Below are 21,481 nucleotides of genomic sequence, written 5' to 3' on the forward strand. Positions count from 1 at the left end.
CAGATCTTCCCCGGCGTTGACGCGCCAACCGCTGCGGGCGGACACCCCCCGACCCGACCCCTCCTCGCCGTACGCGGCTCTCCGCCGCCCCACGCTGCTGCCCCGTCCCCGCCGTACGCGGCTCCCCGCCGCCCCCGCTGCAGGCAGTCCGCCACACCGCCGCCGCTGCTGCTGCGGGCAGTCGCCATGCCTGCCGCCCTCGCTGCGGGCAGTCGTGCCGTTGGGGCGGCACGGGTGGGCGGTGGGGGTACCTCCCAGGCCGTTCAGGCGCTGGGGAGGCACCCCGCTACGCCGGGCCGCGCCCGCGCCCACGCCGGGTGACCCGGCAACCCCGGGCCCGTGGGCCCACCCGCACCCACGCCGGGCCGGTGGCCCGCACCGAGGCCGGACCGCCCTCACGGTGTCACCGGCGCACCGTTACTCCTTCCCGGCCTCCTCCAACGGCGCCGTCGGCCGCAGTTTCAGCCAGGCCAGGAAGAAGAGACCGAGGACCAGCATCCCCACGCCGGTCCACAGGTTGATGTTCACCCCCTGCGCCTTGTCGATCTCGTCGTCGGACGCCACGAAACCCGCGATCGTCACGATGACGCCGTAGATCACGAACAGCCCGCCGATGATCCGCCGGATGTCGAACAGCCGCGCGGCGGTGACGGACTTGGTCTCCAGCTCGGAGACCTCGTCCTGCAGGTTCTTGTCGGAGTAGGAATCAGACATGCTCTCTCAATCCTCCCGCGATCAGAACGAGAACGGGATGTAGCAGGCGGCGGCCAGGACGACCGCCCCCCAGCCCAGCAGCGCCGGCTTGCGGTACCACGCGTCGTCGCCCTTGGCCGGCGGCTCCGCCATGCCGGGGGACGTGGTGCCGTAGACCAGGCCCTGGAGGTCGGCGGTGGGCTTCGGCGCGGTGAACAGGGACACCGCGACCATGACCACCGCACCGGCGACGAAGCCCGCGATCGCGGAGACGAAGTTGGCGCCCTGATCGGAGGGGATGTCGATGACGCCCTGCTTGTAGATGACGAAGTAATTGACCATCGCCGCCGTGGTGCCCGCGATCAGGCCCCAGAAGCCGGACTTCATGGACGCCCGCTTCCAGAACATGCCGATGATGAAGACCACGAACATCGGCACGTTGAAGAAGGAGAAGAGCGTCTGGAGGTAACTCATGATGTTCGAGAAGGAGGAGGCCAGGAAGGCCGTGCCGATCGAGGCCAGGACGCCGATGACCGTGATCAGGCGGCCGAAGCGGACGTAGTAGCCGTCCTCGCGGTCCTTCACCACGTACTTCGCCCAGATGTCGGTGGTGAAGACGGTGTTGAAGGAGGAGATGTTGGCCGCCATGCCGGCCATGAAGGCGGCCAGCAGACCGGTCACCGCGATGCCCAGGACACCGTTGGGCAGCAACTGCTGCATCAGGTACGGGATCGCGTCGTTGTACTGGAGGTCCGAGCCGGGGGTGCCGATCTTCGGGACCAGGACCGCGGCGACCAGGCCCGGGATCATGACGACGAAGACGATGAAGATCTTCGGGAACGCGGCGATCAGCGGGGTGCGCTGGGCCGCGGAGAGGTTCTTCGCGGAGAGGGCGCGCTGGACCTCGGCGAAGTTCGTCGTCCAGTAGCCGAAGGAGAGGACGAAGCCGAGGCCCAGGACGATGGTCAGCCAGTTGGCGCCCAGCGGGTTCTCGCTGCCGATGCCCGTGCCGCCCCACGCCGTCATGAAGTCGGAGCCGTGGGACTGGGAGAGGGAGTCGGACAGGCCGTCCCAGCCGCCGACCTTCTTCAGGCCCAGGATGGTGATCGGGATGAGGCCGGCCAGGATCACGAAGAACTGGAGTACCTCGTTGTAGATGGCCGAGGACAGGCCGCCCAGGGTGATGTACGCCAGGACGAAGAAGCCGGCCACCACGATGGCCACCCACTCCGGCCAGCCGAGCAGGGCCTCGACGACGATCGCGAGGGCGTAGAGGTTCACGCCGGCGATCAGGATGGCCGCCACGGCGAACAGGGCCGAACTGAGGAGGTGGGAGGCCTTGTCGAAGCGCAGGAGCAGGAATTCCGGGACCGAGCGGACCTTCGAGCCGTAGTAGAACGGCATCATCACCAGGCCGAGGAAGACCATCGCCGGGATGGCGCCGATCCAGTACCAGTGCGTCGTGTACACGCCGTACTGGGCGCTGTTGGCGGCCATGCCGAGGATCTCGGTGGCGCCCAGGTTGGCGGCGACGAAGGCGAGTCCGGTGACCCAGGCGGGCAGCGAACGGCCGGACAGGAAGAAGTCCAGGCTGGTCTTGACCGAACGCCGGGCGGCGAAGCCGATGCCCAGGACGACCACGAAGTAGATCCCGAGGATCGTGTAGTCGAGCCAGTTGGTGGGGAGTCGAAGCTCTGCGGCTAGGTATGTAGGGCTTGTGGGGGTTTGCATTAAGCACTCGCTTCGTTCGCGAACTGATCCGCAGCGGAACCTACGCCTCCGCGTTCAGGAATTGAACACTTTTGGTGATGAAATTTGTTGGATTGTGATGAACGACGGCTGCGGCGGCCGGAGTGGTGGGTTGTGATGTGTTATGTTTGATTGTGTTCGGTGATGGACGGTGTCCCGGCGACCGTCATGGGTGGGTGCAGAGGAGTGCGGCAGTGAAGAAGACCTCGACCCGGCTGTCCGACGGCCGCGAGCTGGTCTACTACGACCTGCGGGACGACACCGTGCGGGACGCAGCGGACCGCCGCCCGCTGGAGCGGACCGTCACCACCTCCGAGGTCCGGCGTGATCCGCTGCTCGGCGACTCGGTCGCCGTCGCCTCGCACCGGCAGGGCCGCACCTACCATCCGCCGGCCGACCAGTGCCCGCTGTGCCCGTCGGACGGGGAGCGGCTGAGCGAGATTCCGGACGCGTCGTACGACGTGGTGGTCTTCGAGAACCGGTTTCCCTCGCTGGCGGGCGACTCCGGGCGCTGCGAGGTCGTCTGCTTCACCTCCGACCACGACGCCTCCTTCGCCGACCTCGGCGAGGACCAGGCCCGGCTCGTGCTCGACGCCTGGACCGATCGCACCTCGGAGCTGTCGCATCTGGCCTCCGTGGAGCAGGTGTTCTGTTTCGAGAACCGCGGTGCCGAGATCGGAGTGACGCTGGGTCACCCGCACGGGCAGATCTACGCCTACCCGTTCACCACTCCCCGCACCGCCCTGATGCTCCGTTCGCTCGCCGCCCACAAGGACGCGACCGGCGGGGAGAACCTGTTCGACGCCGTGCTGGCCCAGGAACTGGCCGGTGAGCGGGTCGTCCTGGAGGGCGAGCACTGGGTCGCCTTCGTGCCGTACTCCGCGCACTGGCCGTACGAGGTGCACCTCTACCCGAAGCGGCGGGTGCCCGACCTGCTCGGCCTCGACGAGGTGGCGCGCACAGAATTCCCCAAGGTCTATCTGGAACTGTTGAGGCGCTTCGACCGGATCTTCGGCGAGGGAGAGCCGCCTACGCCGTACATCGCGGCCTGGCACCAGGCGCCGTTCGGGCAGCTGGAGGAGTTCGACGGCGTGACGCGGGACGACTTCGCGCTGCACCTGGAGCTTTTCACCATTCGCCGTACGTCGGGCAAGCTGAAGTTCCTCGCGGGCTCCGAGTCCGGCATGGACGTGTTCATCAACGACGTGCCCCCGGAGCGCGCGGCCGAGCGACTGCGAGAGGTAGCGAGTTCATGAGCGGGAAGTACCTGGTGACGGGCGGGGCCGGCTATGTCGGCAGCGTCGTCGCCCAGCATCTGGTGGAGGCCGGGCACGAGGTCGTCGTGCTCGACAATCTGTCGACCGGCTTCCGCGAGGGTGTGCCGGCCGGTGCCTCGTTCGTCGAGGGCGACATCCGCGACGCCGCCAAGTGGCTGGACGCCTCCTTCGACGGCGTGCTGCACTTCGCCGCCTTCTCGCAGGTCGGCGAGTCCGTCGTGAAGCCCGAGAAGTACTGGGACAACAACGTCGGCGGCACCATGGCCTTGCTGGAGGCCATGCGGGGCGCGGGCGTGCGGCGGCTCGTCTTCTCCTCCACCGCCGCCACCTACGGCGAGCCGGAGCAGGTCCCGATCGTCGAGACCGCGCCGACCAGGCCCACCAATCCGTACGGTGCCTCGAAGCTCGCGGTCGACCACATGATCACCGGCGAGGCGGCGGCCCACGGGCTGGGCGCGGTCTCGCTGCGCTACTTCAACGTCGCGGGCGCGTACGGGGAGTACGGCGAGCGCCACGACCCCGAGTCGCACCTGATCCCGCTGGTGTTGCAGGTGGCGCAGGGCAGGCGTGAGGCGATCTCCGTCTTCGGCGACGACTACCCGACGCCGGACGGCACCTGCGTACGCGACTACATCCACGTCGCCGACCTGGCCGAGGCCCACCTGCTGGCCGTGGCGGCCGCCACCCCCGGCGAGCACCTCATCTGCAACCTCGGCAACGGCAACGGCTTCTCCGTCCGCGAGGTCGTCGAGACGGTGCGCCGGGTCACGGGCCACCCCATCCCCGAGGTCGTGGCCCCGCGCCGGGGCGGCGACCCGGCGGTCCTGGTGGCGTCGGCGGACACCGCTCGGGAGAAACTGGGCTGGAACCCGTCCCGCGCGGACCTCGCGGGCATCGTGTCGGACGCGTGGGAGTTCGCGCAGCGGCACGCGGGCTAGGACGCGCGGTATCCACGGACGCACCGGAAGAACGAGGGGTCAGGGCATGGGCGAGGCTGTCGCGGAAACCGTCGGCGAGCGGTTCCGGAAGCTGTACGGGGCGGAACCGGAAGGCGTGTGGGCGGCGCCGGGCCGGGTGAACCTCATCGGCGAACACACCGACTACAACGACGGCTTCGTCATGCCCTTCGCCCTCCCGCACACCGCAGTCGCGGCCGTCTCCCGGCGCGACGACGGCGTCCTGCGCCTGCACTCGGCCGACATCTCCGGCGACCCGGTCGAACTGCGCGTCGCCGACCTGACCCCCGGCTCGGACAAGGCCTGGACCGCGTACCCCTCGGGCGTCGTCTGGGCGCTGCGCGAGGCCGGCCACGAGATGACCGGCGCCGACGTCCACCTGACCTCCACGGTCGCCCCGGGCGCGGGGCTCTCGTCCTCCGCGGCCCTGGAGGTCGTGGTGGCACTGGCGTTGAACGACCTGTACTCCCTCGGCCTGCGCGGCTGGCAGCTGGCCCGCCTGTGCCAGCGCGCGGAGAACGTCTACGTCGGCGCCCCGGTCGGCATCATGGACCAGACCGCCTCCGCCTGCTGCGAGGCGGGCCACGCCCTGTTCCTGGACACCCGGGACCTGTCCCAGCGGCAGATCCCCTTCGACCTCGCCGCCGAGGGCATGCGCCTGCTGGTCGTCGACACCCGCGTCAAGCACTCCCACAGCGAGGGCGAGTACGGCAAGCGCCGCGCCGGCTGCGAGAAGGGCGCCGCGCTGCTGGGCGTCGACGCGCTGCGCGACGTGCCCCACGCCGAGCTGGACGCCGCCCTGGAACGCCTGGGCGACGAGGAGGAGGTGCGCCGCCTGGTCCGGCACGTGGTGACCGAGGACGAACGCGTCGAGCGGGTGGTCTCGCTCCTGGAGTCCGGCGACACCCGGGCCATCGGCCCCGTGCTGGTGGAGGGCCACGCCTCGCTGCGCGACGACTTCCGCATCTCCTGCCGCGAGCTGGACCTGGTCGTCGACACGGCCCTGGCCTCCGGTGCCCTCGGCGCCCGCATGACCGGCGGCGGCTTCGGCGGCTCGGCGATCGTCCTGGTGGAGGCCGCAGACGTGGACACCGTCACCAAGGCGGTCGAGGACGCCTTCGCGGCGGCGGACCTGAAGGCGCCGCGGGTGTTCGAGGCGGTGCCCTCGGCGGGGGCCCGGCGGGTGGGCTGAGTCCTCGCGGGCTTGTCCCCCCGGGGGAGCTACGGGCAGGTGACCACCGCGGGGTGACGATCGGGGGCCGTCGGGTTCCTGGAGTCTTCCTCGGTCGCCGGGAACGACAACCGGCGGGCCGAGAAGGCTTCTTGGGCCCCTGACGCCCACCCCACCCCGCCGCTGGCGGCTCCCCTGTTCCGCACCCTCGCCAAGGCGACCGCCGCGATCGCCGCCGTCTGCACCGTGGCCGGCGCGGGACTGGTCCTCAACGAGGAGTACGCCGACGCCGGCACCGAGGGCACCTCCTCCGCGGATCGGCCGGGGCCTCCTTCACCGGTGAGAAGAAGATCGGCGTCGACGGCCGCACGGTCGACGTCTCCTGCTCCGGCCGCGCCGCCCACACCCGCTGACCGCCCGGCACCCCACCGACCGGCCCCGGGCCGCGGTTTCCCCCGCCACGGCCCGGGGCCTTCCCGGTTCGCCTCAGTCCCACCGCTTGACCAGCGTGTACTCCGTGACCCCCGGCGGGTAGTCGGGGATCACGCACACGACGTCGTAGCCGCGCTTCGTGTAGAAGCCCGGGGCCTGGAAGTCCCAGGTCTCCACGCGGGCGGCGGCGCAGCCGCGTTCGGTGCGGGCGGTGCGTTCCGCCTCGTCGAGGAGGGCGGAGCCCAGGCCCGAACCGCGGTGCCGGCCGTCCACCCACAGGTAGGTCACGTGGAGCCAGGTCGCCCAGGTGTGGCCGACCAGGCCGCCCGCCAGCGCCCCGGTCTCGTCCAGCACCCACACGTGCAGCGGGAATTCGCGTTCGTGAGGGGTTCCGCGCAGGGAACGCAGGACGGAGGAGGCCGCTGTGTTCGTCTCCCGCAGGCGGGTGCGCAGCAGATCGCGCCGTTCCCTGTCGACTTCTGTCACAAGACGAAACATGCGGCACACCATAAACGCGTGGGGGAGTCAGTTCTGCAAATAGCCTTCCGCTGTCGGCGCCCGCCCGTACTCTGATGAGCAGCACCGGTGGGGGCCGGTGCCGTTCAGGGGGGCGAGACAGCCGGGTACGACGCCCGGGCGGGGGCACCGGTTACCGCACGACACAGCTGAATACGGGATCTGCGTTACGGGGTCTCGGGCGTCGTGCCCGTGCCGGTGCCGTCAGCCGGGGACGGACAGCCGATGGGTATCCCCTGCTCCGCGCGGAGCTCGGGGGAGGGGGTTACGTGGTTCGTATCCGAGTCCTGGTCGTCGACGACCATCGCATCTTCGCCGAGTCGCTCGCGGCGGCCCTGGCCGCCGAGCCCGACGTCGAGGTCTCCGCGGCCGGCAGCGGTCCGGCCGCCCTGCGCTGCCTGGAACGCGCCGCTTCCGAGGGAAGGCGGTTCGACGTCCTGCTCGTCGACGCCGACCTGGGCGGCCACGTGCCCGGCACCCGGCCCGCCGTGCCCGTGCGCGACGGCAACGAGGACGGGCTGGTCGACGGGATCTCGCTGGTCACCGGGGTGCGGTCGGGGCACCCGGGCGTACGGATCGTTGTCCTCGCCGAGAAGGACGACCCCCGGCGGGCCGCCCTCGCGCTCGGGGCCGGGGCCTCGGGGTGGGTGGCGAAGGACTGCTCGCTGTCCCGGCTGCTCAGCGTCATCCGGGGCGTCCTGCGCGACGAGACGCACCTGCCGCCCGCCCTGCTCACCGGCGTCCTGCGCGAGCTGACCGCCGCCCGCAAGCACCGCACCGAGAGCGAGCTGCTGGTCGAGTCGCTGACCCCGCGCGAGCGCGAGGTTCTGCGCTGCATGGTCGCCGGCCTCGGACGCAAGGCGGTCGCCGAGCGGTTGTACCTGTCCCCGCACACGGTGCGCACCCACATGCAGAACGTCCTGGGCAAGCTGGGCGTCCACTCCACCCTGGCCGCCGTCGCGCTGGCACGCCGGGCCGGGGTGGGACCGGCCGACCTGGGCGGACCCTCAACCGGGGATGTTGTCGAACGGGGCGGTCAGCTGGCGTAGCAGGGCCGCCAGCTCGCTGCGCTGGGCACGCGAGAGCTCGCCCAGGATCGCGCGCTCCTGCGCCAGCAGGCCCGCCAGCGACTGGTCGGCGCGGTCCCGGCCCTCGTCGGTGAGCCGGACCAGGACACCGCGCCGGTCGCTGGGGTCGGGCAGGCGCTCCACCAGGCCCTTCTTCGCCAGTCGGTCGATCCGGTTGGTCATCGTGCCCGACGTGACCAGGGTCTGGGTGAGCAGCTGTCCCGGGGAGAGCTGGTACGGGGTGCCCGCCCGGCGCAGCGCCGTGAGCACGTCGAACTCCCAGGGCTCGAGATTGTGTTCGGAGAAGGCCAGCCGCCGTGCGCGGTCCAGGTGCCGGGCCAGCCTGCTGACGCGGCTCAGCACCTCGAGCGGTTCCACGTCGAGGTCCGGGCGCTCCCGGCGCCACGCTGCGACCAGCCGATCGACCTCGTCCTCCATGACGATCAGTGTAGTGGTTGTGTCGATGTGAAGTCTCTTGATGTCGACTCTCTCGGTAGTGACTATCTTGACGTCGAGATGGTTTCGGCGTGACGCTGGGTACCCGTCCCGCACGGACACCCTCTGGAGGCTCCATGCCCGCCACCGCCCCCACCTGGGACCCCGCCCAGTACCTGCGCCACGCCGGCCACCGCGCCCGCCCGCTCACCGACCTCCTCGCGCGGATCCCCGACCTCCCCGCCGACCCGCCCCGCATCGCCGACCTCGGCTGCGGCCCCGGCAATGCCACCGCCCTCCTCGCCGACCGCTGGCCCACCGCCCGCATCACCGGCTACGACAACTCGCCGCAGATGCTCGACCGCGCCCGGCAGTACGCCGGCCCCACCCCCGGCGGCGGCCACCTCGACTTCGCCCCCGCCGACGCCCGCACCTGGACCCCCGACGAGCCCTGCGACCTTCTCGTCAGCAACGCCACCCTCCAGTGGGTCCCCGGCCACGCCGACCGCTTCCCCGACTGGATCGACCGCCTCGCCCCCGGCGGCACCCTCGCCCTCCAGGTGCCCGGCAACTTCCACGCCCCCAGCCACCGCCTGATGCGCGAACTCGCCGACTCCCGGCGCTGGCGGGACCGCCTCACCGGCGTCCTGCGCCACGACGACGCCGTCCTCGCCCCCGAGTCCTACCTCGCCCGTCTCACCGCCGCCGGCTGCACCGCCGACGTGTGGGAGACCACGTACATCCACCTGCTGCCCGGCGACGACGCCGTCCTCGACTGGGTGAAGGGCACGGGACTGCGGCCCGTCCTGTACGCCCTCGCCGACGACCCGGACGCCCGCGACGCGTTCCTCGACGAATACCGGGCCGTCCTGCGCGCCGCCTACCCCGCCCAGGCGCACGGCACCCCCTTCCCCTTCCGCCGCGTCTTCGCCGTCGCACAAAAGCCCGCGGGGTCCGCGGGAAAGGCGGGCCGGTGATCACCGGCCTCGACCACGTGCAGCTCGCCGTGCCGCCCGGCGCCGAGGAGCCGCTGCGCGCCTTCTGCACCGACGTCCTCGGCATGACCGAGGTCCCCAAGCCGCCCGTGCTCGCCGCACACGGCGGCTGCTGGTTCCGGGCCGGCACCGCCCACCTCCACCTGGGCGTCGAAACGGCCGGCTTCCGCCCCGCCCGCAAGGCCCACCCCGGGCTGCGGGTCACCGGGATCGACGCGTACGCCGCCCGCCTCACGGCCCACGGCACACCTGTCACCTGGGACCACGATCTGCCCGGCCACCGGCGCTTCTACTGCGCCGACCCGGTCGGCAACCGCCTGGAGTTCCTGGAACCGGACGGGCCCGCCCGGCCCTGATCCCCGGCCCGGCTCACGCCACGCCGTCCGCGACGAGCGCGTCGATCTCCTCCTCCGACAGGCCGAGGCCGCCGAGGACGGCACGGGTGTGCTCGCCCAGTGCCGGGACCGCCTCCATCCGGGGCGCCCCACCGGTCGGGCCGGGCGGCGCCAGTGCCGGGACGGGACCGGCCGGCGTGGGCACCTCGTGCAGGCGTCCGCGCGCGGTCAGCTGAGGGTGCTCCCACACCTCGGCCAGCGTGTTCACCCGGGCATTGGCGACCGGCACCGCGTCGAGCAGCTCGATCGCCTCGGCCGCGGTCAGCTCCGCGAACCGGGCCGCGATCAGCGCGCCCAGCTCCTCCCGGTGCGCGTTGCGGTCCGCGTTGGTCGCGTAGTGCGGATGCCCGGCCAGCTCCGGGCGGCCCAGGAAACCCGCACAGAAGCCGCGCCACTCGCGCTCGTTCTGCACCGCCGTCATCACGACCTTCCCGTCGCCCGCCGTGAACGGGCCGTACGGATAGATCGTCGCGTGCGCGGCGCCCGCCCGCGGCGGCGGCTCGCCTCCGTCGAAGGAGTAGTACAGCGGGAAGCCCAGCCACTCCACCGTGGCCTCCAGCATCGACACGTCCAGGTGCGTGCCCCGTCCCGTCCGGCCCCGCTCCAGCAACGCGCCCAGGACCGAGCTGTACGCGTACATCCCGGCGGCGATGTCCGACACCGGGATGCCCACCTTCGCCGCCTCCTGCGGCGTGCCCGTGACCGACAGCAGCCCCGCCTCGGACTGCACCAGCAGGTCGTACGCCTTGCGGTCCGCGTAGGGGCCCGGTGTGCCGTAGCCCGAGATGTCGCACACGATCAGCCCCGGATGCGCCGCCCGCAGCTCCGCGGCGCCCAGACCCGCCCGGGCCGCCGCGCCCGGCGCCAGGTTCTGCAGGAAGACGTCGGCGTCCGCGATCAGCCGGCGCAACAGCTCCAGGCCCCGCGGATCCTTGAAGTCCAGGGTGAGGGACTCCTTGTTGCGGTTGACCCACACGAAGTGCGAGCTCAGACCCCGCACCCGGGTGTCGTACGCCCGCGCGAAATCCCCCGTCCCCGGGCGCTCCACCTTGATCACCCGTGCGCCGAGGTCGGCGAGCTGACGGCTGGCGTAGGGAGCGGCGATCGCCTGCTCCAGCGAGACGACCGTGACGCCGCGCAGTGGCTGCATGTGTTCTGCCCCTCGCGGCCGCTAGCTCTTGCGGTGCCCTATCAGCCGCGGCTTCGGTTCCAGGCCGTCCAGGCCGTGCCACGCCAGGTTCACCAGGTGCGCCGCCACCTCCGCCTTCTTCGGGCGCCGCACGTCCAGCCACCACTGACCGGTCAGCGCCACCATGCCCACCAGCGCCTGCGCGTACAGCGGGGCCAGCTTCGCGTCGAAGCCGCGGCTCTTGAACTCGCGGCCCAGGATGTCCTCCACCTGGGTGGCGATGTCCGAGATGAGGGAGGCGAAGGTGCCCGTCGACTGCGGGATGGGGGAGTCGCGGACCAGGATGCGGAAGCCGTCCGTGTACTCCTCGATGTAGTCCAGGAGCGCGAAGGCGGCCTGCTCGCACAGCTCCCGCGGGTGGCCGGCCGTCAGGGAGCCGGTCACCATGTCGAGCAGCCGCCGCATCTCGCGGTCCACGACCACCGCGTACAGCCCCTCCTTGCCGCCGAAGTGCTCGTACACCACCGGCTTGGACACCCCGGCCTTCGCCGCGATCTCCTCCACCGACGTGCCCTCGAAGCCCTTCGCCGCGAAGAGGGTGCGGCCGATCTCCAGCAGCTGCTGGCGGCGCTCGGCACCGGTCATCCGGGTGCGACGCGCTCGCCGCGGCTTCTCGTTGCCTGGGGTGCTGCTGGAGTCGGTCGCCACGGCGTCAATCATGCCGCCTTCGCCGTCTCCTTCCGGCGGCGGGCGCCGTCTTGATCCGTGTTGCGGCGCGAATCGATACGCGAGCGTGACGGCCAGCGCACGTCGTACGCCCACCCCAGCTGCTCGAACCAGCGGATCAGGCGGGCCGACGAATCCAGCTGCCCGCGCATCACGCCGTGCCGAGCCGACGTCGGGTCCGCGTGGTGCAGGTTGTGCCAGGACTCACCGCAGGACAGCACTGCCAGCCACCACACGTTGCCCGAACGGTCCCGGGACTTGAACGGGCGCTTGCCCACCGCATGGCAGATCGAGTTGATCGACCACGTCACGTGGTGCAGCAACGCCACCCGCACGAGTGAACCCCAGAAGAACCCGGTGAACGCCCCCCACCAGGACATCGTGACCAGCCCGCCGATCAGGGCCGGCAGCGCCAGGGACACCACCGTCCACAGGATGAACTGGCGGGAAACCGCCCGCAGGGCCGGGTCCTTGATCAGGTCCGGGGCGTACTTGTCCTGCGGCGTCTGCTCCTCGTCGAACATCCATGCGATGTGCGCCCACCACAGGCCCTTGATCAGGGCCGGGACCGTCTCGCCGTACCGCCACGGCGAATGCGGGTCGCCCTCGTCGTCGGAGAACTTGTGGTGCTTGCGGTGGTCGGCCACCCAGCGCACCAGCGGCCCCTCGACCGCCATCGACCCCGCGATCGCCAAGGCGATCTTCAACGGCCGCTTCGCCTTGAAGGAACCATGGGTGAAGTGACGGTGGAAGCCGATGGTGATGCCGTGGCAGCCCAGGAAGTAGAAGAAGACCAGCAGCCCCAGGTCCAGCCAGCTCACGCCCCACCCCCACGCCAGCGGCACCGCCGCCACCAGCGCGAGGAACGGAAGGGTGATGAACATCAGCAGCGTGATCTGCTCGATCGACCGCTTCTGCTCACCACCCAGCGTGGCGGAGGACGCCGCGGCGGCATCGGCCGGCTGCGGAGCGTCTGGGATCACATCGGAACTCGTGGTCATGCGCGTCCCCTGTGGGGTCGAGGGTCAGTCCGGTGCCGGGCTCCGGAAACCTGCACGGTTTTCCTACGGTTCCGTAACCTACGGCGACGTAAGTATGGCAGTGCGTGGCCGCGCGGCAAGAGCCCCAGAGCCTGCGCGTCCTGACCGGCACCTATCCTGGAAGCCGGTCGGACAGCGCGGTCCGCTCTGATTACTTCCCGGACGTCCGGCCCGGTAAGCGGCGCCCGCCGCGCGAGACGGCCGTCCGGGTTCCCTCCCAGACGAGCTTCAACACTGCAAGGAGCCGCACCTGTGAGCAGTGCCGACGACCAGACCACCACGACGACCAGCAGCGAGCTGCGCGCCGACATCCGCCGACTGGGTGATCTCCTCGGCGAGACCCTCGTCCGGCAGGAGGGCCCCGAACTGCTGGAACTCGTCGAGAAGGTACGCCGACTCACCCGAGAGGACGGCGAGGCCGCCGCCGAACTGCTGCGCGGCACCGAACTGGAGACCGCCGCCAAGCTGGTGCGCGCCTTCTCCACCTACTTCCACCTCGCCAACGTCACCGAACAGGTCCACCGCGGCCGCGAACTCGGCGCCAAGCGCGCCGCCGAAGGCGGACTGCTCGCCCGTACCGCCGACCGGCTCAAGGACGCCGACCCCGAGCACCTGCGTGAAACGGTCCGCAACCTCAACGTGCGCCCCGTCTTCACCGCGCACCCCACCGAGGCCGCCCGCCGCTCCGTCCTCAACAAGCTGCGCCGCATCGCCGCCCTCCTGGACACCCCGGTCAACGAGTCCGACCGGCGCCGCCTGGACACCCGCCTCGCCGAGAACATCGACCTGGTCTGGCAGACCGACGAGCTGCGCGTGGTCCGCCCCGAGCCCGCCGACGAGGCCCGCAACGCCATCTACTACCTCGACGAGCTGCACCTCGGTGCCGTCGGCGACGTCCTGGAGGACCTGACGGCGGAACTGGAGCGCGCGGGCGTCAAGCTCCCCGACGACACCCGTCCCCTCACCTTCGGCACCTGGATCGGCGGCGACCGCGACGGCAACCCCAACGTCACCCCCCAGGTGACCTGGGACGTCCTCATCCTCCAGCACGAACACGGCATCAACGACGCCCTGGAGATGATCGACGAACTGCGCGGCTTCCTCTCCAACTCCATCCGCTACGCGGGCGCGACCGAGGAACTGCTGACCTCCCTGCGGGCCGACATCGAGCGGCTCCCCGAGATCAGCCCCCGCTACAAGCGCCTCAACGCCGAGGAGCCCTACCGGCTCAAGGCCACCTGCATCCGGCAGAAGCTGGAGAACACCAAGCAGCGCCTCGCCAAGGGAACCCCCCACGAAGAGGGCCGCGACTACCTCGGCACCGCCCAGCTCCTCGACGACCTGCGCATCGTCCAGACCTCGCTGCGTGAGCACCGCGGCGGTCTCTTCGCCGACGGGCGCCTCGCCCGCACCATCCGCACGCTGGCCGCCTTCGGCCTCCAGCTCGCCACCATGGACGTCCGCGAACACGCCGACGCCCACCACCACGCCCTCGGCCAGCTCTTCGACCGGCTCGGCGAGGAATCCTGGCGCTACGCCGACATGCCCCGCGACTACCGCACCAAGCTCCTCGCAAAGGAACTGCGCTCCCGCAGGCCGCTCGCCCCCACCCCGGCCCCCGTCGACGCGCCCGGCGAGAAGACCCTCGGCGTCTTCCAGACCGTCCGCCGCGCCCTGGACGTCTTCGGGCCCGAGGTCATCGAGTCCTACATCATCTCCATGTGCCAGGGCGCCGACGACGTCTTCGCCGCGGCCGTACTGGCCCGCGAGGCCGGACTCATCGACCTGCACGCCGGCTGGGCCAAGATCGGCATCGTGCCGCTCCTGGAGACCACCGACGAGCTCAAGGCCGCCGACACCATCCTGGAGGACCTGCTCGCCGACCCCTCCTACCGGCGCCTGGTCGCGCTGCGCGGCGACGTCCAGGAAGTCATGCTCGGCTACTCCGACTCCTCCAAGTTCGGCGGCATCACCACCAGCCAGTGGGAGATCCACCGCGCCCAGCGCCGGCTGCGCGACGTCGCCCACCGCTACGGCGTACGGCTGCGCCTCTTCCACGGCCGCGGCGGCACCGTCGGCCGCGGCGGCGGCCCCACCCACGACGCCATCCTCGCCCAGCCCTGGGGCACCCTGGAGGGCGAGATCAAGGTCACCGAGCAGGGCGAGGTCATCTCCGACAAGTACCTCATCCCGGCCCTCGCCCGGGAGAACCTGGAGCTGACCGTCGCGGCCACCCTGCAGGCCTCCGCCCTGCACACCGCGCCCCGCCAGTCCGACGAGGCCCTCGCCCGCTGGGACGCCGCGATGGACGTCGCCTCCGACGCCGCCCACACCGCCTACCGGCACCTCGTCGAGGACCCCGACCTGCCGGCCTACTTCCTGGCCTCCACCCCGGTCGACCAGCTCGCCGACCTGCACCTGGGCTCCCGGCCCTCCCGCCGCCCCGGCTCCGGCGTCTCGCTCGACGGACTGCGCGCCATCCCCTGGGTCTTCGGCTGGACCCAGTCCCGCCAGATCGTCCCCGGCTGGTACGGCGTCGGCTCCGGCCTCAAGGCCCTGCGCGAGGCCGGCCTGGACACCGTCCTGGACGAGATGCACCAGCAGTGGCACTTCTTCCGCAACTTCATCTCCAACGTCGAGATGACCCTCGCCAAGACCGACCTGCGCATCGCCCAGCACTACGTCGACACCCTCGTCCCCGACGAGCTCAAGCACGTCTTCGACACCATCAAGGCCGAGCACGAGCTCACCGTCGCCGAGGTCCTGCGCGTCACCGGCGAGAGCGAACTGCTGGACGCCGACCCGGTCCTCAAGCAGACCTTCACCATCCGCGACGCCTACCTCGACCCCATCTCCTACCTCCAGGTCGCCCTCCTGGGCCGCCAGCGCGAGGCAGCCGCCGCGAACACCGAGCCGGACCCCCTCCTCGCCCGAGCCCTCCTCCTCACGGTCAACGGCGTAGCAGCGGGCCTCCGCAACACGGGCTGACCGCAGAGTCCGCGGCAGTCGTACCGCGCCCACCCGGAGGCGGGCGCACATGAAACACCGGTGCCCCGAGCTCACCCGAGCCCGGGGCACCGTCACGTCGTCGTACGAGAAGAGCTCACACCGCGAAGAACGCCGCCGTCAGCAGCGCAACCCCCACCCCCGCCATCCCCCAGGCCACCCGAGTCCGCCGCAGCCCACCCGCGACCACCACCGACGCCAGCAGCAACGCCCCACCCAGGGGCACCCACGCGTACAGAATCCCCGCCGGGCCCGACCGCACCGCGTCCCCGCCACCGGGCTTCAACACCACGCCGTACGTCCGCCCCTTCGCCACCGCGACCGAGTCCTCGATCACGACCCGCTCCCGCGCCTGCGACCCCGCCGACACCGGCGAGTACGGCCCACTGCACACCCCGCCCCCGCACCGCGTCACCCGGACCGTGCCCTGCTCCCGCCCCTTGGTCAGCAGCACGTGCTGCGCCGTGCCCCACGACGCCCACACACCCGCGATCAGAATCAGCGCCGTGACCGTCCCCATCGCCGCGACCCGGCCGAAGGCCAACAGGGCGGAGGACGCGGACGACGCCTGACGGGCACGAGCGGCGGCGGCAGAGGCAGGCATGGCCGGGATCATTGGCCATACCTACACGCCCGGTCAACCCGCCCGGTCGCCCACCCGAGCCCCATCAACGGACAAGTCAGGAGTTGTACGTGCTCTGCGCCCGCTCCAGTCCCTCGATCACCAGCGCCTCCACCGCGTCGGCCGCCCGGTCGACGAAGTAGTCCAGCTCCTTGCGCTCCCCCGAGGAGAAGTCCCGCAGCACGAAGTCCGCCACCGGCATCCGCCCCGGCGGCCGGCCGATCCCGAACCGCACCCGGTGATAGTCCGCACCCAGCGACTTCGTGATCGACTTCAGCCCGTTGTGCCCGTTGTCCCCGCCGCCCAGCTTCAGCCGCAGCACGCCGTAGTCGATGTCCAACTCGTCGTGCACCGCCACGACATTGCCCACCGGCACCTTGTAGAAGTCCCGCAGCACCGTCACCGGGCCGCCGGACACGTTCATGTAGGACATCGGCTTGGCCAGGATCACGCGCCGGTTGGCGGGCCCCGGTGGACCGATCCGCCCCTCCACCACCTGCGCCTGCGCCTTGCCGTGCCGCTTGAACCGCGCCCCCATCCGCTCCGCCAGCAGATCCGCCACCATGAAACCGACGTTGTGCCGGTTCGCGGCATACTCGGGGCCCGGATTCCCCAGGCCGGCCACCAGCCAGGGAGCCCCCGCGTCCGTCGTCACGTCCATGTCTCCTTCGTGTCCCTAGAACCCGTCCGTACCCGTCCGCACCCGTCCACACAGACGCGTCGGCCGCTGCCCCCGACGGGAACAGCGGCCGACCACACGATGACCGTGGGGGAGGATCAGGCCTCGGCGGCCTCTTCGCCCTCACCGGCGGCCGGAGCCTCCTCGGCCTGCGCGGCCAGGACCTGCAGCACGACGGTGTCGCCGTCCACGTCCAGCTTCACGCCGGACGGCAGCGCGATGTCCTTGGCGTGGATCGAGGCACCGGCCTCCAGACCCGCCACCGACACGGTGACCTGCTCCGGGATGTGCGTGGCCTCGGCCTCGACCGGCAGCGCGTCCAGGACGTACTCCAGCAGGTAGCCGCCCGGGGCCAGCTCGCCCTCGGCCTGCACCGGGATCTCGACCGACACGGTCTCGCCGCGCGTCACCAGCTGCAGGTCGACGTGCTCCAGGAAACCCTTGATCGGGTCACGCTGCACGGACTTCGGGATCGCCAGCTCATTGGTCTTGCCGTCGATGTCCAGCGCGATCAGCACGTTCGACGTACGCAGCGCCAGCAGCAGCTCGTGACCCGGCAGGGTCAGGTGCAGCGGGTCGGCACCGTGACCGTACAGAACACCGGGAACCTTGTTGTCGCGGCGGATACGACGCGCGGCACCCTTGCCGAACTCGGTACGCGTCTCGGCGGTGAGCTTCACCTCGGACATGATCACTCCTCGTGGAAATCAGAAACGGACGTGGTCACCCGGCCACGAACGGCCTGCTACGAAGAGCGCGTCGATAACGGAGCGCCACACCCGCGAACACGGGCACGGCCTCCCTCGCCGAGCAACTTCAGCAGTCTACTCGGACAGGAAGGCCCTACCCAAAACGATCAACAGGCGGTACCGGAGCCTGCAGAACGGTTACTGCACAACACTCACTGCTCGTCGAACAGGCTCGTCACCGAACCGTCCTCGAACACCTCACGCACCGCACGCGCGATCGTCGGAGCGATCGACAGCACCGTGATCTTGTCCAGCTCCAGCTCGCTCGCCGACGGCAGCGTGTTCGTGAACACGAACTCACTCACCTTCGAGTTCTTCAGCCGGTCCGCCGCCGGACCCGACAGCACACCGTGCGTCGCCGTCACGATGACGTCCTGCGCACCGTGCGCGAACAGCGCGTCCGCCGCCGCACAGATCGTGCCACCCGTGTCGATCATGTCGTCGACCAGGACGCAGATCCGCCCCTTCACATCACCCACGACCTCGTGCACCGTGACCTGGTTCGCCACATCCTTGTCACGCCGCTTGTGCACGATCGCCAGCGGAGCGCCCAGACGGTCGCACCAACGGTCCGCCACCCGCACCCGGCCCGCGTCCGGCGACACCACCGTCAGCTTCGAACGGTCCACCTTCGCACCCACGTAGTCCGCCAGCAGCGGCAGCGCGAACAGGTGGTCCACCGGGCCGTCGAAGAAACCCTGAATCTGGTCCGTGTGCAGATCCACGGCCAGAATCCGGTCCGCACCCGCGGTCTTCATCAGATCCGCGATCAGACGCGCCGAGATCGGTTCACGTCCACGGTGCTTCTTGTCCTGCCGCGCGTAACCGTAGAACGGCACGATGACGGTGATCGAACGGGCCGACGCACGCTTCAACGCGTCGATCATGATCAACTGCTCCATGACCCACTTGTTGATCGGAGCCGTGTGGCTCTGGATCAGGAAGCAGTCCGCACCACGCGCCGACTCCTGATACCGCACATAGATCTCACCGTTCGCGAAGTCGAAGGCCTTCGTCGGGACGACCCCGACACCCAGCTGCTGGGCGACCTCCTCGGCAAGCTCGGGGTGTGCGCGGCCGGAGAAGAACATCATCTTCTTCTCGCCGGTCGTCTTGATCCCGGTCACAGCACTTTCTCCTCAGAGGTTCGCAGCTGAGCGACATGGGCGCTCTCCCGCTGGCCGCGGGGGCGTCTCAGCTGGTGGGGTGCGGATGTGCACTTATCACGGTACGCCGTGTTCGACGCACCGGTTTCCGGTCAGTCCTCGCCGTCCGCCTCGCGGGAGACCGCCTCGGCCGCCTTCGCCGCCGCGCTCCCCGGACGCTTCCGGGCCACCCAACCCTCGATATTCCGCTGCTGGCCACGGGCCACGGCCAGCGAACCGGGCGGCACATCCTTCGTGATCACCGAGCCGGCGGCGGTGTAGGCACCGTCCCCGACCGTGACAGGAGCCACAAACATGTTGTCCGAACCCGTACGGCAGTGCGAGCCGATCGTCGTGTGGTGCTTGTCCTGCCCGTCGTAGTTCACGAACACGCTCGCGGCACCGATGTTCGTGAAGTCACCGATCGTCGCGTCACCCATGTAGGACAGGTGCGGAACCTTCGTCCCCTCACCGATCGACGCGTTCTTCGCCTCCACGAACGTACCGATCTTCGACTTCAATCCCAGCCGCGTCCCCGGCCGCAGATACGCGTACGGACCGACGGAGGCCTGCGGCCCCACGTGCGCGCTGTAGGCGACCGTGTTGTCCACCCGCGCGCCGGCGCCCACCCGCGTGTCCGTGAGCCGGGTGTTCGGCCCGACCTCGCACCCCTCGGCGAGATGCGTGGCACCGTGCAGCTGCGTACCCGGGTGAACGACCACGTCCTGCTCGAACGTCACCGTCACGTCCACCCACGTCGTCGCCGGGTCCACCACCGTCACGCCGGCCAGCATGGCCCCGGTCAGCAGCCGGTCGTTGAGAATGCGGCGGGCCTCGGCGAGCTGCACACGGTTGTTGATCCCCGCGATCTCCCGGTGGTCCCCGGCCACCGACGCGCCGACCCGGTGCCCCGCCTCGCGCAGGATCCCCAGCACGTCCGTGAGGTACTCCTCGCCCTGGCTGTTGTCCGTCCGCACCTTGCCCAGCGCGTCCGCGAGCAACTGCCCGTCGAAGGCGAACACACCCGAGTTGATCTCCCGGATCGCCCGCTGCGACTCCGAGGCGTCCTTGTGCTCCACGATCGCCGTCACGGCACCCGAGGCCCCGTCCCGCACGATCCGCCCGTACCCCGTCGCGTCCGGCACCTCGGCCGTCAGCACCGTCACGGCGTTCCCGTCGGCGGTGTGGGTGGCGGCGAGGGCCCTGAGCGTGTCGCCGGTCAGCAGCGGAGTGTCGCCGCAGACCACGACCACGGTCCCGTCCACGGCGCCGCCCAGCGCCTCCAGACCCATCCGCACGGCGTGCCCGGTGCCGTTCTGCTGCTCCTGGACGGCGGTGCGTACGTCGGGGGCGACCTCGGCGAGGTGCGCGGTGACCTTCTCGCGGGCGTGCCCGACGACGGCGACCAGGTTCTCGGGGTCCAGCTCTGAGGCGGCGGCGAGCACGTGCCCGACGAGGGACCGGCCGCACAGCTCGTGCAGGACCTTGGGTGTGGCCGACTTCATACGGGTGCCCTCACCCGCTGCGAGAACGACGACGGCTGCCGGGCGAATGGCGCTCACGGGATGCCCTTCGGCTTTGAGGGGGTGGGGGTGGACATCCGCAGGATACCGGGGTGGTTTGTGGGGGACATGAGTGCGGGCCCTGACTGTGGAGTCAGGGCCCGCTTAGGAGCTCCCGGGGCAGGAGTCGAACCTGCGTCTTACCTGGATTCAAAGTCCAGTCGCCCCTACCGACAGAGCAACCCGGGAATGCCGGGAGTCAGCCTACGGCGTCCGCTGTTCGGCTGCCAATACCAGCCCGGACCATGCCCCTTCGATGCGGCGGTACAACTCGGCACCCTTCAAGACCTTGATCACCAGGCAACCCCGGTAGGAGACGCCAACGTTCTTGCGCACCGTCTTGGGGTTGTGTCGCTTGAGGGTCGTCTTGTTTGAAGGTGCTGCGATCGGCGCTGACGAGCTCGGCCCAGAACTGCTCCGCGCCCGCCACGTCGGCGTTCTCGTGGATCATGACTGTGAACCGGAGGCGCTCACGTTCGATTCCGAGCAGGTCGAGCCAGGCCAGAAAGACCTTGATCATGCCCGGGTCGCTGTTGACGAAGGTGACGTTCTCGCGGCGGTCGTACGGCTTGTCTTTGCCCCCTTCTGCCCAGTACAGGCCTACGCCCACCAGGAAGAGTTCGCGGGCCGACAGTTCGCCGATGGCTAGCTTGGCCTCCTCCTTGGTGCGCTGTCGCTCCTCGTCCTGAGCGCTACGAAGACGCGCGAGCCCGGCCCGCATCAGCGTCTGCTGTTCTTGCGGTGTGTATCGGGGTTCGGGTTTCGGCAGGTCCCGCACCCACAACGACACCGAGCTCCTGGAGCAGCCCAGCTCGGCCTCGATCTGGTCGTACGTCCACCCTCGGCGGCGTAGTTCGCGTGCCCGATCTCGCAGGTCGTCCTTCGCGCGTGGCCGCTTGGTCCACTCCGGCGGCGGCTCGCCCTTCACCAGTCGGCTGAGGATGTCGTTGTTGAAGACCTTCAGCTCGTCGCGGATCTGTCGAAGGCTGTAGCCGGCCCGCCGCAGCGCCACCGCCCGCTCCCGCAGTCCTTCGAAGTCCGCGTACTTGTTCTGTGAACGTGCCATGGGCATACCGTCCGGCCGGAATCTTCACCTTCGGAGGGGAACCGTCCAGGGTTCACCAGTTCGAGGGATAT

Annotated in this window: 19 protein-coding genes, 1 tRNA gene and 1 pseudogene; 7 read left to right on the top strand and 14 right to left on the bottom strand. The window is 70.4% G+C overall.

Annotation, left to right across the window (positions count from 1 at the left end):
- Positions 1–417: 417 nt before the first annotated feature.
- A complete protein-coding gene (locus AB0P07_RS30020) occupies positions 418–714 on the bottom strand; it encodes a hypothetical protein (RefSeq protein ID WP_365556074.1) in 297 nt (98 codons plus the stop codon).
- Positions 715–735: 21 nt separating this feature from the next.
- Positions 736–2,424, bottom strand: a complete 1,689-nt coding sequence (locus tag AB0P07_RS30025) for a sodium:solute symporter family protein (RefSeq protein WP_365556076.1) — start codon at positions 2,422–2,424, stop codon at positions 736–738.
- Positions 2,425–2,636: 212 nt separating this feature from the next.
- Here AB0P07_RS30025 and galT point away from each other — a divergent pair, with 212 nt between their 5' ends.
- The 3 genes from galT to galK are packed head-to-tail and all read left to right on the top strand — an operon-like array spanning position 2,637 to position 5,867.
- Positions 2,637–3,698 (top strand): galactose-1-phosphate uridylyltransferase, encoded by a 1,062-nt coding sequence (galT, locus tag AB0P07_RS30030; protein ID WP_365556078.1) that lies wholly within the window; start codon positions 2,637–2,639, stop codon positions 3,696–3,698.
- A complete protein-coding gene (gene galE / locus AB0P07_RS30035) occupies positions 3,695–4,657 on the top strand; it encodes a UDP-glucose 4-epimerase GalE (protein ID WP_365556080.1) in 963 nt (320 codons plus the stop codon). The genes galT and galE overlap by 4 nt, the downstream gene beginning before the upstream one ends.
- 46 nt (positions 4,658–4,703) lie before the next feature.
- On the top strand, positions 4,704–5,867 hold the full coding sequence (gene galK, locus AB0P07_RS30040; RefSeq protein WP_365556083.1) for a galactokinase: 1,164 nt from the start codon (positions 4,704–4,706) through the stop codon (positions 5,865–5,867).
- A 465-nt stretch (positions 5,868–6,332) separates the two neighbouring features.
- Here galK and AB0P07_RS30045 read toward each other — a convergent pair whose 3' ends face one another.
- Positions 6,333–6,788 (bottom strand): GNAT family N-acetyltransferase, encoded by a 456-nt coding sequence (locus AB0P07_RS30045; protein ID WP_365556085.1) that lies wholly within the window; start codon positions 6,786–6,788, stop codon positions 6,333–6,335.
- Between the two features lie 275 nt (positions 6,789–7,063).
- On the opposite strand from AB0P07_RS30045, the gene AB0P07_RS30050 reads away from it, so the two are divergent.
- On the top strand, positions 7,064–7,843 hold the full coding sequence (locus AB0P07_RS30050; protein WP_365556087.1) for a response regulator transcription factor: 780 nt from the start codon (positions 7,064–7,066) through the stop codon (positions 7,841–7,843).
- Here AB0P07_RS30050 and tamR read toward each other — a convergent pair.
- Entirely contained in the window at positions 7,802–8,299 is a 498-nt protein-coding gene (gene tamR / locus AB0P07_RS30055; RefSeq protein ID WP_102927250.1) for a MarR family transcriptional regulator TamR, read from the bottom strand. The two genes, AB0P07_RS30050 and tamR, sit on opposite strands and share 42 nt — an antisense overlap.
- A gap of 134 nt (positions 8,300–8,433) precedes the next feature.
- Here tamR and AB0P07_RS30060 point away from each other — a divergent pair, with 134 nt between their 5' ends.
- Entirely contained in the window at positions 8,434–9,273 is an 840-nt protein-coding gene (locus tag AB0P07_RS30060) for a trans-aconitate 2-methyltransferase (RefSeq protein WP_365556089.1), read from the top strand.
- On the top strand, positions 9,270–9,647 hold the full coding sequence (locus AB0P07_RS30065; RefSeq protein WP_365556091.1) for a VOC family protein: 378 nt from the start codon (positions 9,270–9,272) through the stop codon (positions 9,645–9,647). The genes AB0P07_RS30060 and AB0P07_RS30065 overlap by 4 nt, the downstream gene beginning before the upstream one ends.
- Before the next feature lie 13 nt (positions 9,648–9,660).
- On the opposite strand, the gene AB0P07_RS30070 is transcribed toward AB0P07_RS30065, so the two are convergent.
- From AB0P07_RS30070 to AB0P07_RS30080, 3 genes are read right to left on the bottom strand one after another with little or no spacing between them, the layout of a single operon-like run.
- A complete protein-coding gene (locus tag AB0P07_RS30070) occupies positions 9,661–10,836 on the bottom strand; it encodes a CaiB/BaiF CoA-transferase family protein (RefSeq protein ID WP_365556093.1) in 1,176 nt (391 codons plus the stop codon).
- Positions 10,837–10,857: 21 nt separating this feature from the next.
- Positions 10,858–11,535 (bottom strand): TetR/AcrR family transcriptional regulator, encoded by a 678-nt coding sequence (locus tag AB0P07_RS30075; protein ID WP_109034690.1) that lies wholly within the window; start codon positions 11,533–11,535, stop codon positions 10,858–10,860.
- Positions 11,532–12,542, bottom strand: a complete 1,011-nt coding sequence (locus AB0P07_RS30080; RefSeq protein ID WP_365556095.1) for a fatty acid desaturase — start codon at positions 12,540–12,542, stop codon at positions 11,532–11,534. Before AB0P07_RS30080 ends, AB0P07_RS30075 begins: the two co-directional genes overlap by 4 nt.
- 291 nt (positions 12,543–12,833) lie before the next feature.
- Here AB0P07_RS30080 and ppc point away from each other — a divergent pair, with 291 nt between their 5' ends.
- On the top strand, positions 12,834–15,569 hold the full coding sequence (gene ppc / locus AB0P07_RS30085) for a phosphoenolpyruvate carboxylase (protein ID WP_365556097.1): 2,736 nt from the start codon (positions 12,834–12,836) through the stop codon (positions 15,567–15,569).
- 115 nt (positions 15,570–15,684) lie between these two features.
- Here ppc and AB0P07_RS30090 read toward each other — a convergent pair whose 3' ends face one another.
- From AB0P07_RS30090 to AB0P07_RS30120, 7 genes and pseudogenes are all read right to left on the bottom strand, one after another.
- Positions 15,685–16,203, bottom strand: a complete 519-nt coding sequence (locus tag AB0P07_RS30090) for a hypothetical protein (protein WP_365556099.1) — start codon at positions 16,201–16,203, stop codon at positions 15,685–15,687.
- 64 nt (positions 16,204–16,267) lie between these two features.
- Positions 16,268–16,870 (bottom strand): aminoacyl-tRNA hydrolase, encoded by a 603-nt coding sequence (gene pth, locus AB0P07_RS30095; RefSeq protein ID WP_365556101.1) that lies wholly within the window; start codon positions 16,868–16,870, stop codon positions 16,268–16,270.
- 116 nt (positions 16,871–16,986) lie between these two features.
- Complete coding sequence (locus tag AB0P07_RS30100; RefSeq protein ID WP_365556103.1) at positions 16,987–17,577, bottom strand: 50S ribosomal protein L25/general stress protein Ctc; 591 nt, start codon at positions 17,575–17,577, stop codon at positions 16,987–16,989.
- Between the two features lie 212 nt (positions 17,578–17,789).
- On the bottom strand, positions 17,790–18,764 hold the full coding sequence (locus AB0P07_RS30105) for a ribose-phosphate diphosphokinase (protein WP_365556105.1): 975 nt from the start codon (positions 18,762–18,764) through the stop codon (positions 17,790–17,792).
- 131 nt (positions 18,765–18,895) lie between these two features.
- Positions 18,896–20,344: a bifunctional UDP-N-acetylglucosamine diphosphorylase/glucosamine-1-phosphate N-acetyltransferase GlmU gene (gene glmU, locus AB0P07_RS30110; protein ID WP_365556107.1), complete on the bottom strand. Its 1,449-nt coding sequence runs from the start codon at positions 20,342–20,344 to the stop codon at positions 18,896–18,898.
- Positions 20,345–20,456: 112 nt separating this feature from the next.
- Positions 20,457–20,533, bottom strand: a tRNA-Gln gene (locus AB0P07_RS30115).
- Positions 20,534–20,548: 15 nt separating this feature from the next.
- Positions 20,549–21,410: pseudogene (locus tag AB0P07_RS30120) on the bottom strand (hypothetical protein).
- Positions 21,411–21,481: the final 71 nt, after the last annotated feature.

The organism is Streptomyces sp. NPDC085944, assembly GCF_040686295.1.
Lineage (GTDB): Bacteria > Actinomycetota > Actinomycetes > Streptomycetales > Streptomycetaceae > Streptomyces > Streptomyces salinarius.